General features: G+C 53.2%; 10 protein-coding genes. 3 read left to right on the top strand and 7 right to left on the bottom strand.

Features of this window, described 5'->3' with window-relative positions; translation table 11 throughout:
* Window positions 1–25 precede the first annotated feature (25 nt).
* Window positions 26–922 (top strand): CheR family methyltransferase, encoded by an 897-nt coding sequence (locus KJW29_RS33605; RefSeq protein WP_214631433.1) that lies wholly within the window; start codon window positions 26–28, stop codon window positions 920–922.
* Between the two features lie 128 nt (window positions 923–1,050).
* On the opposite strand, the gene KJW29_RS33600 is transcribed toward KJW29_RS33605, so the two are convergent.
* The 6 genes from KJW29_RS33600 to KJW29_RS33575 form a co-directional block, all read right to left on the bottom strand.
* Window positions 1,051–1,470, bottom strand: a complete 420-nt coding sequence (locus KJW29_RS33600) for an ATP-binding protein (protein ID WP_214627892.1) — start codon at window positions 1,468–1,470, stop codon at window positions 1,051–1,053.
* Window positions 1,471–1,473: 3 nt separating this feature from the next.
* Window positions 1,474–1,803, bottom strand: coding sequence for an STAS domain-containing protein (locus KJW29_RS33595; protein ID WP_246608490.1), 330 nt, complete (start codon window positions 1,801–1,803; stop codon window positions 1,474–1,476).
* Window positions 1,804–1,860: 57 nt separating this feature from the next.
* The gene (locus KJW29_RS33590; protein WP_214627891.1) at window positions 1,861–2,493 is read right to left on the bottom strand and encodes a hypothetical protein; all 633 of its coding nucleotides are present in this window, start codon (window positions 2,491–2,493) and stop codon (window positions 1,861–1,863) included.
* Between the two features lie 108 nt (window positions 2,494–2,601).
* On the bottom strand, window positions 2,602–3,741 hold the full coding sequence (locus KJW29_RS33585) for a PP2C family protein-serine/threonine phosphatase (protein ID WP_214627890.1): 1,140 nt from the start codon (window positions 3,739–3,741) through the stop codon (window positions 2,602–2,604).
* A gap of 83 nt (window positions 3,742–3,824) precedes the next feature.
* Window positions 3,825–4,259 (bottom strand): YflT domain-containing protein, encoded by a 435-nt coding sequence (locus KJW29_RS33580; protein ID WP_214627889.1) that lies wholly within the window; start codon window positions 4,257–4,259, stop codon window positions 3,825–3,827.
* Window positions 4,260–4,390: 131 nt separating this feature from the next.
* The gene (locus KJW29_RS33575) at window positions 4,391–4,552 is read right to left on the bottom strand and encodes a DUF1328 domain-containing protein (protein WP_087569682.1); all 162 of its coding nucleotides are present in this window, start codon (window positions 4,550–4,552) and stop codon (window positions 4,391–4,393) included.
* Between the two features lie 187 nt (window positions 4,553–4,739).
* On the opposite strand from KJW29_RS33575, the gene KJW29_RS33570 reads away from it, so the two are divergent.
* Both KJW29_RS33570 and KJW29_RS33565 read left to right on the top strand, forming a co-directional pair.
* On the top strand, window positions 4,740–5,978 hold the full coding sequence (locus tag KJW29_RS33570; RefSeq protein ID WP_214627888.1) for a ParB/RepB/Spo0J family partition protein: 1,239 nt from the start codon (window positions 4,740–4,742) through the stop codon (window positions 5,976–5,978).
* 290 nt (window positions 5,979–6,268) lie between these two features.
* Window positions 6,269–6,700: an SRPBCC family protein gene (locus tag KJW29_RS33565; protein WP_214627887.1), complete on the top strand. Its 432-nt coding sequence runs from the start codon at window positions 6,269–6,271 to the stop codon at window positions 6,698–6,700.
* 949 nt (window positions 6,701–7,649) lie between these two features.
* Here KJW29_RS33565 and KJW29_RS33560 read toward each other — a convergent pair.
* The gene (locus tag KJW29_RS33560; protein ID WP_214627886.1) at window positions 7,650–13,790 is read right to left on the bottom strand and encodes a polysaccharide lyase family 8 super-sandwich domain-containing protein; all 6,141 of its coding nucleotides are present in this window, start codon (window positions 13,788–13,790) and stop codon (window positions 7,650–7,652) included.
* Window positions 13,791–13,868 lie beyond the last annotated feature (78 nt).

The raw sequence follows: 13,868 nt of genomic DNA, 5'->3' as shown, positions 1-13,868 counted from the left end.
GTTCGAAAGTTTCGATTACGCCAGAATGGGCAGGCGAACAGATGATTTCGCCGCGTACGAAGAAGCCGCGGCAGGCGATGCCGACGACGACATAGCCATTACGGAGCTAGAGGAATTGGAGATTGATCTGTTGCTTGAGGCCATTCATCGTATGCGCGGCTTCGACTTCCGCAACTACTTGCGCTCATCGCTTCGCCGAAGAATTCGCCATCGCATGCATCTGGAAGGCGCTTTGACGATATCCTCGCTGCAGGATCGTATCTTACACGAAGAAGGCTGCATGGAACGATTGCTGGAGGACTTCTCCATCAAGGTGACGGAGATGTTTCGAGACCCGGCATTCTTCCAGACGTTCCGCTCGGAAGTGGTGCCCCTGCTCCGCCAGTATGACCGATTGCGAATATGGAACGCCGGCTGCGCGACCGGAGAAGAAGTATACTCTATGGCCATTTTACTGGAGGAAGAGGGGCTGCTGGAACGTACGATGATCTATGCGACGGATATGAGCAGAGCTGCAATCGCCCTCTCCAAGGAAGGACGATTTCCGCTTAAGCGCATGCAGGCCTATACCAAAAATTATCTACAGGCAGGCGGATCACGGGAGTTCTCCGCTTATTACACAACCGACCATGCCTACGCGCGATTCCTTCCCACGCTCAAAAATCATATGGTGTTCGCGCAGCATAATCTGGTTACGGACGGCTCGTTCAATGAATTCCAGGTCATTTTATGCAGAAATGTGTTGATCTATTTCAACCCTGCGCTGCAGTCTCGCGTTCACGGCATACTTAACGAAAGCCTGGCGCCGGACGGTTTCCTCGTTCTTGGCAGCAAGGAATCGCTGCTGGCCCCCCATCGTAACGGCTTTACGGAGTTTAACCCGGAGCAGCGGATCTTCCGCAAAAGCAGCGATCCTATATAAGCAATAAGCACGCAAAAAGAGGCCTCAACTGGTTTGAGCGCCTCTTTTTTAACACAATCGAATATATAAGCTTCGAGCATTCGGAAACCGAATCCCGCACCCACGAACGACTTCGATAGAAGTTTGTCTCATTGGCGATATTTGGTTAACCATACATCGGTGCCTTCTGACGTGGGAAATACCTCCACTTTGTCCATCAGCGCCTCCATCAAATAGATGCCAAGCCCTCCAGCCTGGAGCTCTGAGACTGCTGCTCCGCCCAGCGGAGTGGATGCCAGCCCGGCCCCTTCCAGGACGAATGGCGAACCTTCGTTGTGCACCTGGATAACAAGGGCTTGGTCATCGTGGTGAAAGGTGATCTCGATCATGCCTTCTCCGGAATGTCCTCCATGCAGAACAGCGTTGCTGCAGGCCTCCGATACGGCCACCTTCATGTCCTCGATATCTTCGTATTCGAAACCAAGCTTGCTGGCGATGCCGTACAAACAAATTCTGACCAAGTCGATTTGATCCGCATGAGCCGGTATGTGCAATTGAACAGCTTTCATCTCTTACGCTCCGGCTCCTTCCTTTATATATCCCGAAATACCCGTCAAGTCGAACAAACGCTTTACTTTGGCCGGTATCTCCTGTACGTAGAACGGTGCTCGCAATCCATCCCGTGTCTTCAAAATAGATACGATAACGCCGATACCCGTGCTGTCGATATACGTCAAATTTCTTAAATTCAAAACAAGCGCGATATCCTTGCGTTTCAACACATGCTCAAGCGCGCATTGCAGTTGCGGCACGGCAGCCAGATCGAGTTCCCCCTCCAGATACATGACGTATTCGCTGCCCTGCTCTTCGGTTCTAATCTTGAATGGTTCCAACTTCATCATGAGTTCACTTCGCTTTCTTAAAAATAATAAATGCCTGTTCACAATTTCTTGAGGGGATTAAACCGTTGCCAAATGATAATAGCTGATATATGCAAGCTCCCCTGTCTCTTCGTCCAGGAACAGCTTAAGCAGCGCTTCGTCTCGCTGGAAGACGATTCCGTCTTCCGCGATATAGTCGGGTTCGCCTAATACGGCTTTAAGATCGGCAACCGTCATGGGAACCGTAACATCGTCCAGCAAAATCTCCTTGGCATCGCCGGGAATATCAATAGCCTGGATGTATTCGCCGGAGAAAACAACGCGCAGATCTTCATACTCCATAATAACAAGATCGCTGTAGAATTCATCCTGCGTTACGCCGCGCGGCTCGCCCAGCTTGCTTATGACCGCCGCGCGGTCGTCGTACAACGTAAGCTCCTGAACGCTTCGAAGCAGAATACCTTCTTCGGCGCCCAATGCAGCCTCGTCCTGGTCGACGGTCTGCACAACGGAAGATTCCTCCTCCGGAAAATATGCAGCTTCTCCGCTTGGCCATTCGCGAGGCTCAGTTCCTTCGGGAGGCGCCGTTTGACTCGCCCCGACGTGATCCGGCGAAGCGACCACCGGTTCGAATCCTGTATGATCTTGGCTTTCTCCGCCAGTCGATAACATTCCGCTTACTATCAGTGCCACAAAAAGGAATATTTTCATTCGTAAACCCTCCCTGCAATCAAACGCTTTGCTAGAGTCTATACATAAGGTATAAACCATTCCGAAGGGTTTGAAACAGCAGGTCGGAATTATTTTCGCAAGGAAAGTTTAGTGCAGGACGGCACGTACCAGACAGATATCGTCACGTTGCTTATCCCCGCCATGCTCGGCCAGCAGCGACTCGACGAGTTCCTCGGGATTAAGCTCCATGCTTTTCTTCGAGCTCATGGATTCGGCCAGCTCCCGCATGCCGCAGTCGCTAACCTCAAGCGCATCCAACAATCCGTCCGTATACAGAAATAGATCCGTACCCGGCTCATAAGCCAATTTCACCTTCCGAATAGCAAGATTATCGAACAAACCGACGGCAGGTCCCGTAGGCTCCATATATACCACTTCGCCGCCAGAGAGAATAACACCTGCCGGATGACCGGCATTCACATATTCCATACTTCTCGAATCCGTGTCGACCACGACAAAAATAGCCGTAAAGTAATAGTTAATCAGTTCATCCGATCGATAGAGCCCTCCCATGTAGCGATTCAGCTCCTGCATCACCTCTACGGGATCGTTAACGCGCATGATCATATCGCGCAGCACAGACGAAATAAACATGCAAACCAGCGAAGAAGAAATGCCATGTCCCATCATATCCAGCAGAATAACGCCGTACCTGCTGGCATCCATCCGGAACCAGGCATAATAATCGCCGGCGAGCTCCGAAGAGGGACGGTAGGCCGCTTCGATCTCGATGCTCCTATTGCGGATCGGTCCGCTAAGAACGCTTCTCTGTACCTGTTTGGAGAGCTCCAGCTCGTATTGGATCCGCTTGTCGCGCTCCTTATGCCAATCCTTCTCATGCTTGAGTCTCAGGGCTGACCGCATCCGGGCCAACAGCTCCAGCTTGTTGATCGGCTTCATCACATAATCGGACGCTCCCGCATCGAGCGCCTCTGCAAGCTTATTGGAATCACCGACCGCCGTAACGAAAATAATCGGCACATCCCTGTACTTCTCTTCCGCCTGAATGCGTCTGCAAGCCTCAAGCCCATCAATTTCCGGCATCATCATGTCCATCAGAATCAGATCGACGGGCTCCTCCGGAGCGGAGTCATCCTCCAAACCAAGCAGGTCATACAGCTCTCTTGCTGAAGAGGCGATGCGAGTATCGGTATATCCGGCCTTGGTCAGAATAGCGCGAATAATCATTTGGTTGGTTATATTGTCGTCTACGATTATAATGCTCACGTGCTGTTCCTCCCATTAATGCTTGCTAGAGTCGCATAAATGCCCATGACAATAGCCTACCCCCGCGGGCAGGCTATTGCAACCTATTTCAATGGCGGTTGGTTATTATAGCTGTTGTACATCATATAAGGGTGAAAGTAAACTTCGCGGTCATAATCATCGTTTTCGTATTCGCGACCGCCCCAAGCGATGACAACGATTTTGTCGCGATCCATCTCGACCTCGAGACGTTCCGCCTCCGCCTTGGCCACGCCCAGCGACCTCATCTTGGCTCTGAGCTCGTCTCCCGTGCTGCGAAAGATATTGCCGATCGCGGTCCCGAGTCCTTGATCCATGATGCCGATCTCTTCGGCATCCGTCCGCTCCGCGATTCGCTTCGTTCTCGTCTTGTCATGCGTCAGAACGAAAATCCGATCCTCCGCATAACCTTCCCGGCGGAACCGTTCCACCTGCTCCTGTACTTCTTCCCTCGTCATTACCGTGTGAACCTTCGTCAGTTGCGTGTTGATCGTTGTCATATGAATTCCCTCCATCTTCTCGGCTGAAAACCGAGCTTTTTGAACTTGCACTTATAATTGCAGCTTATGGATGCTTGCAGGTGATGTTCTTTGTCTCCGCTCCGTTCTGTCGCAGCTTCCGCCCCCGTCAGTTAGACTCGCCTTCTGCCGAGAATAAGAGAAGCAATGAATAGAACCAGGAATACGACGAATAAGATTTTGGCTATGCCCGCCATCGCGGAGGCAATCCCCATAAATCCGAAGATGCCCGCTGCTACTGCAAAAATGAAAAACAATAGTGCCCAGCCTAACATAGGAATCACTCCTTTTGAAATTGTCATTCGCTAGCTTGATTACTATTAACCGCAGGAGGCAGGGATGAAACAACCTTGTATCTCGTGGACTTTCATTGATTCGTATCAGCGCTCAGTTATAATAGAAGTATCAGTAGTATCTAGAAGGAATACGACGATCATAATGCATAGATGAAGGAGAGAACTCATGGACATTATCGAAATTCCCTTGTCGCTCATCGAAGAGGATAAGGATCAGCCGCGCTATCAGTTCGACGAGGAAGCGCTGGGGGAGCTCATGCAGAGCATCGAGGAACTGGGACTGCTCTCTCCCATCAAGGTTCGGACGATGGAAGGCGGACGGTACCGTATCATTTATGGCAATCGCCGGTACAAGGCTACCGAGATGCTGGGACGGAAGACGATCCCGTGTATCGTTTCTACCACATCGGACGAGATGGAAATTTATCTGGAGCAGATCGCGGAGAACTTGACGAGAGAGGGCTTCTCCCCCATCGAGGAGGCTATCGCGTTCGATAAGCTGATGAACGATGGACGGTTCCGCAGCTCGCTCAAGTTTCTCTCCGCCAAGCTCGGCAAGCCGGAGAGCTACATTAAGAACAAGTGCGAGCTGTTGAAGTTCAGCAAGGCTGTCCAGAAGCTGATCGTCAGCGGGACGGAGATTCGCAAGGATAAGCTGACGGAGGATCAACTGCTGCCGCTTAAGGATCTGTCCATGGAGCATCGGGATCCTCTGGCGCTCATCGCAGCGCGGGACGAGCTTCCCGTCAGCGACGTCAAGAAGATCGCCAAGCTGTTCAAGGACAAAACAATCTCCGACAACACCAAAGAGAAGCTGCTGCTCAAGACGGGCAGCGGCTTGATCGAGACCTGGTCGGTGTACGAGCAGAACCGGAAGAACAAGAAAGCGGCTGAGGAAGCGGAGGCTGACGAACCAAATCGTAAGGGACCGGCGACTGGAAGCGCATCGAATGCGACATCTGGTGCGTCGGCTTCCGGGGCTGCGACGGCGGCAACTGGTGCAACGGCGGCCGGGGCGGCATCGAATACGACAACTGAGGCGTCGGCTTCCGGGGCTGCGACGGCATCGACTGGCTACACGACGTCACAGGCGGCTAGTGGCGCCGCTGGCGAACCGTTAAACCCATCCGCTTTCGACGGCGCCGGAAGGGCGGCAGACGGTTCATCTTCGCAAGCGGCTGGAGCCGGGGCGGCGAGTAAAAACGTCAACGTGTCCGATTTGCTGCGCAAGCTGCAGCAAGAGCTTCCTCGTCAAAGCGAGCTCTCACGTTCCATCGCCAAGCTGGTGGTCGAATCCGACGGAGAGGGTCAAGTGCTGTTTACGCACGAGGTAGACGCCGTGGTAGAACAATTGGAAGAACAGCTTGCCTTATGGAAGTCGCTACGCGAGAAATCGCCGCTTTAGGCATATATTTAACTGCACCGCCTAAAGACGGCGGCAGCCGGTTCACCTTGCCCTGGGGAAGAAGCAGCTAAGGCAATGATGAAGGATTCGCTGCTCGTCATTATGCGGATCTGGCAAAAAGCTTATGGGGCTCGCGCGGAAGGTTGACATCATACTGCTCATCCATTATCTTATTATTGTTCCTACCACTTGTGAAGCAGGCAACTTTCGTCGGGACAAGCCTTATGTCGGTGGATGAAGTATCCACGCGCTTAAAGGACCTATTTATGATGGAGAGGCAGGTCATACTCATGGAAACTGGCAAGAAAGCTAGTATTACCGTAGAAGTCGAGGTTAACGCGCCTGTTCAGCAAGTGTGGAAGTATTGGACGGAGCCTCAGCACATTACGCAGTGGTCGTTCGCGTCCGACGAATGGCATGCGCCTAACGCAGAAAACGACTTGCAGGCTGGAGGCAAATTCCTCACGAGGATGGAAGCCAAGGATGGCAGCTTCGGATTCGATTTCGCCGGTGTTTATGATGAAGTAAGGGAACACGAATTTATCGCGTACACACTTGGCGACGGGCGGAAAGTCGCGATTACGTTCACTGGGCAAGGGGATAGCACGAAAGTTGTTGAAGTTTTCGACGCCGAGGACACCAACCCGATAGACATGCAGCAAGCAGGCTGGCAGGCGTTTATGGACAACTTCAAATCGTACGTCGAAAGATCCGAAGCTTAATAAAGGCAGCACACGCAACATGCGTTTACACTTCAGGTTCCAATTTCGAATGAACCTTCCGCCAGGAAGGTTTTTCTTTTTGCGGCGTGCGTACGCTTAAACTGTATTAACGCTGGGTACCAGTTGAACGAGCTGGCGTGTATGATTTTTCATACACGTCTGCCTCGTTGCCCGCACATTCGGCGAATTGTGTATGATTTTTCATATACGTCTGCCTCGTTGCCCGCACATTCGGCGGATTGTGTATGATTTTTCATACACGTCTGCCTCGTTGCCTGCACATTCGGCGGATTGTGTTTGTTTTTTCATACACGTCTGCTCGTTGCCCGCACATTCGGCGAATTGTGTATGATTTTTCATTTATTATCATTACGATGCAGCCTCCCTCTATAGCTGGAATCGATTGTAAGCCGCTAAAATATCGAAGCCCTTTCAATCGTATCTACAATTTAAGCTTAAAGAAGGAAGCACACAATCCAAATATTTGATGATCCATACGGCTATCCGCCGATTTCTTTTCTTTTGGAAATGTAAGCCAGTAATTTGTAACGCAATTGAAATATTTCTTTCATCCATCTTTAATGTTAAGAGCCTATAATAGAACTCGACCCCCTTTTTAAAATATAAATTACTTTGGCCCGCTGCCCGTTGCAGCGGGTCCCTTTTTTTGTCGGCAAGCTAACACCTTTACGGTGCAGTATCGTTTTACGATTGTGTTCGGAGATCCTATTGGCCTGTAAGGATTCGTGCCGTGCACAACCCGTTGCTAGCTTCGCTGAAGGCTACCGTGTTCCTGCATGCAGAAACGTTCAGTGAGACCCAAGGCAGTCCGCCTGGAAGATTCGTTGTTTGGGTCCGATTCGTCGTTTCCAGCATCATTTGAACGCAAGAAAAGGCACAGCATGAGGGGCCTGTATGTCCCCACGCTGTGCCTGCTGTCGGCTATATTTTATTGTTTTGCGCCAAGCTCCAATATCCGCACCAATAGCGTCGCGGCTTCCGCCCGGGTCGCAGTACCGTTCGGAACGAACTTATTGCCGCCTCGGCCATTCATGATACCCTGCTCGCGCACCGCCTCAATCGCGCCTTTCGCCCAATTCGGGATGTCCTTATGATCCGCGAATCCGGTCGTTGCGTCTGAATCAGTTGGCAATTTAAGCGCTCTAGCAACCATTGCCGCCATTTCCGCACGGGTAATGACCGCGTTCGGCCGGAAGCTGCCGTCCGCATACCCGCCCACAATGCCCGCTTCCACGGCATTCGCGATGGCTTGCTTCGCCCATCCGCCGATTTGGGCCGCATCCGCAAATGCCGGCGCCGGGCTTGATCCTTCCAGTTGTAGCGCATTGGCCAGCATGACCGTAAATTCGGCGCGGGTAATGGCTGCATCCGGCTTAAAGGTTCCATCCGGATAGCCGCTGACAAGACGTTTGCCCGCCGCGCTCAGGATGGCGCTCTTCGCCCAATGTTTCGCAATATCCGTGAACGATGGCGCAGGCGTATTCGGTTCGCCGCTTTCGCCTTCCTTCTCGCCCACGGCCAAAACCGCGAATTTGGTGAAGTGATCCACCTCTGCCGTAATCCGGTCGCCGGTCACGACGCCGCCTACTTCTATCCATTCTTTATTTTCTTCGTCATAGTAGAAGATCGCGACTCTTTGGTTGTCTCCCGCGAGAGACGGATCGAACTTCATCGAGATGACGATCGGTTTCTTGAAGTTGCCGGTTACGTTTTTCGTCATTTCGAAGACATGGCTGAGGAGCGTTTCCTTATCGAATGCAAGGTTTGTAGTGTCGAGCAGCTTCACGATCTCGATTCGAAGCTCTTGCTCTGCCGCTCCTGCGCCTATCGTAAGCATAACTTCGTTATCGAGGCTGACCTCGCCTGCCCTTCCTTTCGGAATGAGAATCGAGCCGCTCGTCGATTTAATGACGGAAGTATCGCCGCCGTTGTCTCCGATCGGACCGGTCGTTGGCGGCACCGGCGCCTTCGGCGTCGCAATCGACGCGGCGGAGAAATCGCTCTCGCCTTTCGCATTAACGGCTTTCACCGCAAACGCATAGGTTACGCCATTGACTAGGCCTGTCGCCGTATAGGTCGAATCCGTCACATCGCGGGCAGCCACGACCCACTGCTCCGGATCAAGCGGAGCCGAAGCGCCTTCATATCTATAGACCGAATAGCTGTCCGCATCCGCTGCAGCATCCCACTTCAACCGGACTTGTCTGTCTCCCGCCATACTTGTCAGATGGGCCGGCGCTGCCGGGACCAGCGGCCCTTCGGGCGACGGAACGACTGCGTTCGACGGCTCGGATGCCGCCGAAGCGCCTTGCGCGTTCGTCGCGACGACGGTGAAGGTATAGGCAACTCCGTTGGTCAAGCCGGGAACGATAATGGGGCTTCCCTCCCCTTCCGCCGACGCGAAGGGTTCTCCATCCGTCAAAGCCGTTACTGTATAGCCTGTAATTTCGCTTCCGCCGTTGTCGATCGGCGCCGCAAAGCTTACTTCGGCGAAGCCGTCATAACCGACGGCCTGCACATCGGCAGGAGCGTCCGGAACGGTGGCCAGCTCTCCGTACACCTTGAATTCCCATAACGAATAGCCGTAATTGCTTCCTCGTTTGATGCCTAACATGCGCACATATCTGGCATTCACCGGTTCGAAGGAAATCTCTTCGACGCCTCCGCTTCCGGTTGCGGTGCTGTGAACGGTCGTCCAGTCCGCCGCGTTGTCGGATACATCGATCTGATATTCCTTCCCATACGCGGCTTCCCAATGCAGCACGACCTTCTCGATCGATCTGCTTGTGCCAAGATCGACGTAGATCCACTGCGCATCGGAATAATTCGACCCCCAGCGGCTGCTAAGCGAGCCGTCGACCGCATTGCCGGCCGCTACGTCCGCCGCCCTGGTCGAGCTTGCCACGACCGTCATGCCTTCCGCCAGATTGGGCGGAACCGCTTCGTATACGATAAATTCATGAAGCGAATAGCCATTGCCGTTCCCTTGCTGAATTCCCTGCATTCGAACGTATCTGGCTTCGGCCGGCTTGAACGCGATATCGTCGATACCGCCGTCGCCCATCGAAGTCGCATAGACGTCCGTCCAAGCCGCGGCATCGCTCGAGACTTGGATCTTGTAGGCTTTGCCGTACGCCTCTCCCCAATTCAGACGGACTTTATAGACCGAATATGATTTTTGCAAATCAACATAGATCCATTCCCCATCCGAATCGTTTGAAGCCCAATGCGAGGTTCTGTAAATATCCGTCGCGTTGGAAGCGTGCTGATTGCCTATGCTCGATGAAGCGGTCGCGCCTTTATCGTAAGCGAGATCGAATCCTCTATCGTCGATGGACGCCGCTTCATTCAAGGTTACGCTTCGGCCTGTGAACGTATCTTTGCCAAGCTTGAAGCTTGTCGTGGATGTTTCTCCGTTGCGGTCGAGCGTCACATTCACCGTAATACCCGGCGTTTCGGGATTGGCGACGGAAATGCGGACAGGGGACGCGGATTCGTCGACGATGACCATGGCCGGCTTATCCACCGTAACCGTCAGGCCGTCTCTTACCGTCACCGTCCCGGGTTGATAGAACAACATTTGCGCCATGCCTAACTCCTGATGCCGAACAGCCTGAACCGCAGGCGTATTGGATAGAATGCGGATCGGATTGTCATTGGCATATTGGCCGACCTGTTCGGAAGTTTTGTTCGGCAATACGATGTATTGGTAGGAAGCGTCCGCCGGCTTCACGCCATGATCGAGCCACATGGAGAAAATCGGCTTCGTGATCGGCGCCGTCGAGCTTCCCGTGACAACGTCGCTCCAGCTTCCGGTTTTCGTCTCCAGTTTCACTTGAAAGTCCGTCTGCGTCGGGAAGATATAGCCGATTTGATCGTTATAGGCCCATCGACCGCTGACCGGCAGCGTCCCTTCCGTTACGACATTGCCATCTACAATAACATCTCCCACCGCCAGCGCTTGGTTTAATGTCGTGTGAACCGGATTGGCATTCGTCGAAGCAATTGCCGTTCCGAGCGCCACCATTTCGTCGTCGAAGAAAAAGTAGCCTTTCTTCCCGCTTGTTCCGAGCTTGAAGAAATCAAATGCGGTGGCGCCGTACCGCTCATCCGTCACTCCGCCCACAAACGTTCTCGGATTGTTGTAGTTCCCGTCTTTTGTCAAATAATTCGGTGCCGTCGTACCTGGAACATGAGTCCAATCCATAAGCGGATAAATCATTCTGTATTCGTCGCCGGTTCGTTGAATAGCCGTGGCGCCTTGCGGCGTCCAGTGCAGCAGATTATATCCATCGGGATTAATCGTTCGCCATTCCCCGCCTTTCACAGTGCTGGAAGCCATCTTGACCGTAATGCCATAGTCGTTCCGCATATGGGAGGAGACAAGCGTCTGCCATTGCGTCGTATTGTTGGCGATCAAGCCGTTACTCGCGCTTGTGCCGGCGTTGCGGATATTGTTCAGGAAGCTTGCAAACTCCGAAGCCCGCTTCGGATTCGCAGTCTGCAGCCACTGAATCGGATCTTCATAGAAGGTCAAAGCCCAGCTGTCGTAACTCGGCCAATCGGGTCCATTCATCCCCATTCCGAGATCGGCGACTTCGCCTCTCACAAGGTAGCGGGTTCCATCCAGCATGTAGGACGATAACGAATCAATCGCCGCCGGGCTATAGGCGAACATAGTGCCCGAGGAAACATACGCCCAGAACGACATGTCTCTGGCGAAGCTTCTTCCGTAGCCCGTCGTATAATTCGTTTTGCCATGCATGAAGAAAGACATATCCGACTGGATGCCCGTTACCGTCGTCGTCACGTTGGACAACACGTTAAACGCCTCTATCGCGTTCCGTACGATTACGGGATCCTCCAGCAATAGGCCGCGATACATATAGTTCTGATTGTACCAGGACGAATTGGCTCCATCGACCGTATGCGGCTTGCTGTCCATCGTGTCGATAATGTTCGCGGCTTGCTCTGCCGTCAAATAACCTTCGAGCAGCAAAGCGATTTTGCCCAGTCTAAGCTGCTTGCCGATGCCGGTCTCCCACCAGTTGGTTGAAGTCGGCTTGACCGTGAACCAATGGTCCAGCGCCTTTTGAATACCTGCCAACAGCGCTTCGTTACGATAGTTTGGACCATCCGGGTCGGCGAACGCCTGCGCCATCGATTGCAACCGATCCAGCGCAAGGTAAGGCGACCAGGCTCTGCCGTTCGCGCTGGACTGCGTGCTTGCGTAATCGATATCGCTCCAGCTTCCGTTCGCGTTCAGATCGGACAAGTACTTGCCCGCCTGCGATTTAAAGGTCCATTCCACCCGTCCGTTCGTGCCGTCGTTGATAATATCTCTGGAGATGTAATAATCGACGACTCGTTTTTTCATCAATCGGATGGCATCCAATTCTTGAGGCGTGCCCGGTTTGTCGACAATTTTGAACGAGAAGCGAGCCGAGTTTTCCGTATAGCCGTCATTCAGCAAGAAGGCGATGTAATAATCGCCGGGCGCCAAATCCGACAGTTTGGGGTATTCCTTCCGTCCTTCGCTTTCATCCGTTAACGTAATCGTGCCTCCCGGCATGTCCGCGACGTATCCCCATTTCCAGGCGTTGGTTCCTTTCTGGGGGGTTTCGCCTTTACGATAGATACCTATCCAATCCTTGGCGCCTTGGGCGCCCGTATAGCGGATCGCAAGCGGCTGCCCGCGTTCCACAACCGTCTGCTCCATGCTCAGCGTACCGTCGTATTCCGGCTCGGGAGCTGCCGGCAACTGCAAGTCAGCAATATCGCGCGGCTTCACGCTAAACGTCGAGACGACAGCGCGATGATCGGACAAATACTCATCCAATTGGATATCCGCATAGGAGATCGGCCCGCCGTACACTTCCTTCTCCCCGACCAACTTGCTTTCCACCGTGGTTGCGGGTCCTCCGGCATATACATAGTCGATCCGATCATAAACTTCCTTCGGCTTTCTCCATTCGGTGCCTTCGACCGCCCAAGTAATGCCCGGCGTCGCGACCGGGTCAGGGTGCATGGCCCGATAGGAGTCGACCATGCCCAATTGCTCCAGCCGCTTCGACACCGGCCATTCCATAACCGTATTGAAATAACGGTCTTTGTTCGCCTCCGTCCAATCCAGATGCGACGGCACGTTGAAGTCTCCCGTCAGGAAGACTGGCATGCCTTGCTCGGCAAGCTTGGGCAGCTTGCCGAACGCATTGCGCATCTCGACCATATGCTTCAGGTGTTCGTCGGCCATGACCGACTCCGCCGTCTTGCCGTCCATAATGCTGTAAGGGCCGTAAGGGGAAGACGTTAAATGAACATTGCCTATGGCTACCGCCTTCCCCGGCTCGACCTCTATCAGGTAATAATCTTTATCCGTATCGACATCGAGGATCGGGTATTTGCTTAGAAGGCTTGTGCTTGTACCGGCCTTGATGTTGACGTGGTAGCCTAACGTTGCAGCCGCTTGCGTCACGATCTCATCCTTGGATTCCTGAATGCCTACCACATCCGCGCCCGACGTCCGGATGACGTCGGCCAGAAACTCGATGACTTTATCCTTTCCGGCCTTTTTGATGGCATCTCCCGCCCAGAGATTAAAGCTCATGACCGAGAGCTCCTTATCCGGATCGGGCCCTGGGACGACTTTATCCACAATTGTGAAAGCGAAGCGGTCGGCATGCTCCGTATACCCGTCATTCAGCAAAAAGGCGATGTAATACTGGCCCGTGGCCAAATCCGCCAGTTTTGGGTACTCCTTTCGCCCATCGCTGTCATCCGTCAGCATGACCGTGCCGGCGGGCATGTCGGCGACATATTCCCACTTCCATGCGTTAGTCCCTTTTTTCGGCGTTTCGCCAACGCGATAAATGCCGATCCAATCCTTGCTGCCCTGTGCGCCAGTATAGTGAATGGTTAGCGGCTGCCCCCGCTCTACAACCGTCTGATCCATGCTGAGCGTGCCGCGTTCTGCAGCATGAAGCTCGCCCAGCGGAATGCCGCTCCACGTTCCAGCCAACAAAATCAATGCCAACAACGATTTCAACAGTCTACTCCAGCGTTTACTCATGCACATTCCCTCCTTGAACAGCAAGACATACCCGCCTTGCCTTCCTTTGCCTCCGACGTGCCATATGAATCCGCTCCT

Origin of the sequence: Paenibacillus agaridevorans, assembly GCF_018604145.1 — a bacterium.
Classification (GTDB): domain Bacteria; phylum Bacillota; class Bacilli; order Paenibacillales; family Paenibacillaceae; genus Pristimantibacillus; species Pristimantibacillus agaridevorans.
This window is presented reverse-complemented; position numbering and strand designations above follow the sequence as displayed.

Bases quoted from the DNA above. Each gene is read 5' to 3' on its own strand.
- KJW29_RS33605 (WP_214631433.1), top strand. From the start codon at position 26: ATGGGCAGGCGAACAGATGATTTCGCCGCGTACGAAGAAGCCGCGGCA.
- KJW29_RS33600 (WP_214627892.1), bottom strand. From the start codon at position 1,470: ATGAAAGCTGTTCAATTGCACATACCGGCTCATGCGGATCAAATCGAC.
- KJW29_RS33595 (WP_246608490.1), bottom strand. From the start codon at position 1,803: ATGATGAAGTTGGAACCATTCAAGATTAGAACCGAAGAGCAGGGCAGC.
- KJW29_RS33590 (WP_214627891.1), bottom strand. From the start codon at position 2,493: ATGAAAATATTCCTTTTTGTGGCACTGATAGTAAGCGGAATGTTATCG.
- KJW29_RS33580 (WP_214627889.1), bottom strand. From the start codon at position 4,259: ATGACAACGATCAACACGCAACTGACGAAGGTTCACACGGTAATGACG.
- KJW29_RS33575 (WP_087569682.1), bottom strand. From the start codon at position 4,552: ATGTTAGGCTGGGCACTATTGTTTTTCATTTTTGCAGTAGCAGCGGGC.
- KJW29_RS33570 (WP_214627888.1), top strand. From the start codon at position 4,740: ATGGACATTATCGAAATTCCCTTGTCGCTCATCGAAGAGGATAAGGAT.
- KJW29_RS33565 (WP_214627887.1), top strand. From the start codon at position 6,269: ATGGAAACTGGCAAGAAAGCTAGTATTACCGTAGAAGTCGAGGTTAAC.
- KJW29_RS33560 (WP_214627886.1), bottom strand. From the start codon at position 13,790: ATGAGTAAACGCTGGAGTAGACTGTTGAAATCGTTGTTGGCATTGATT.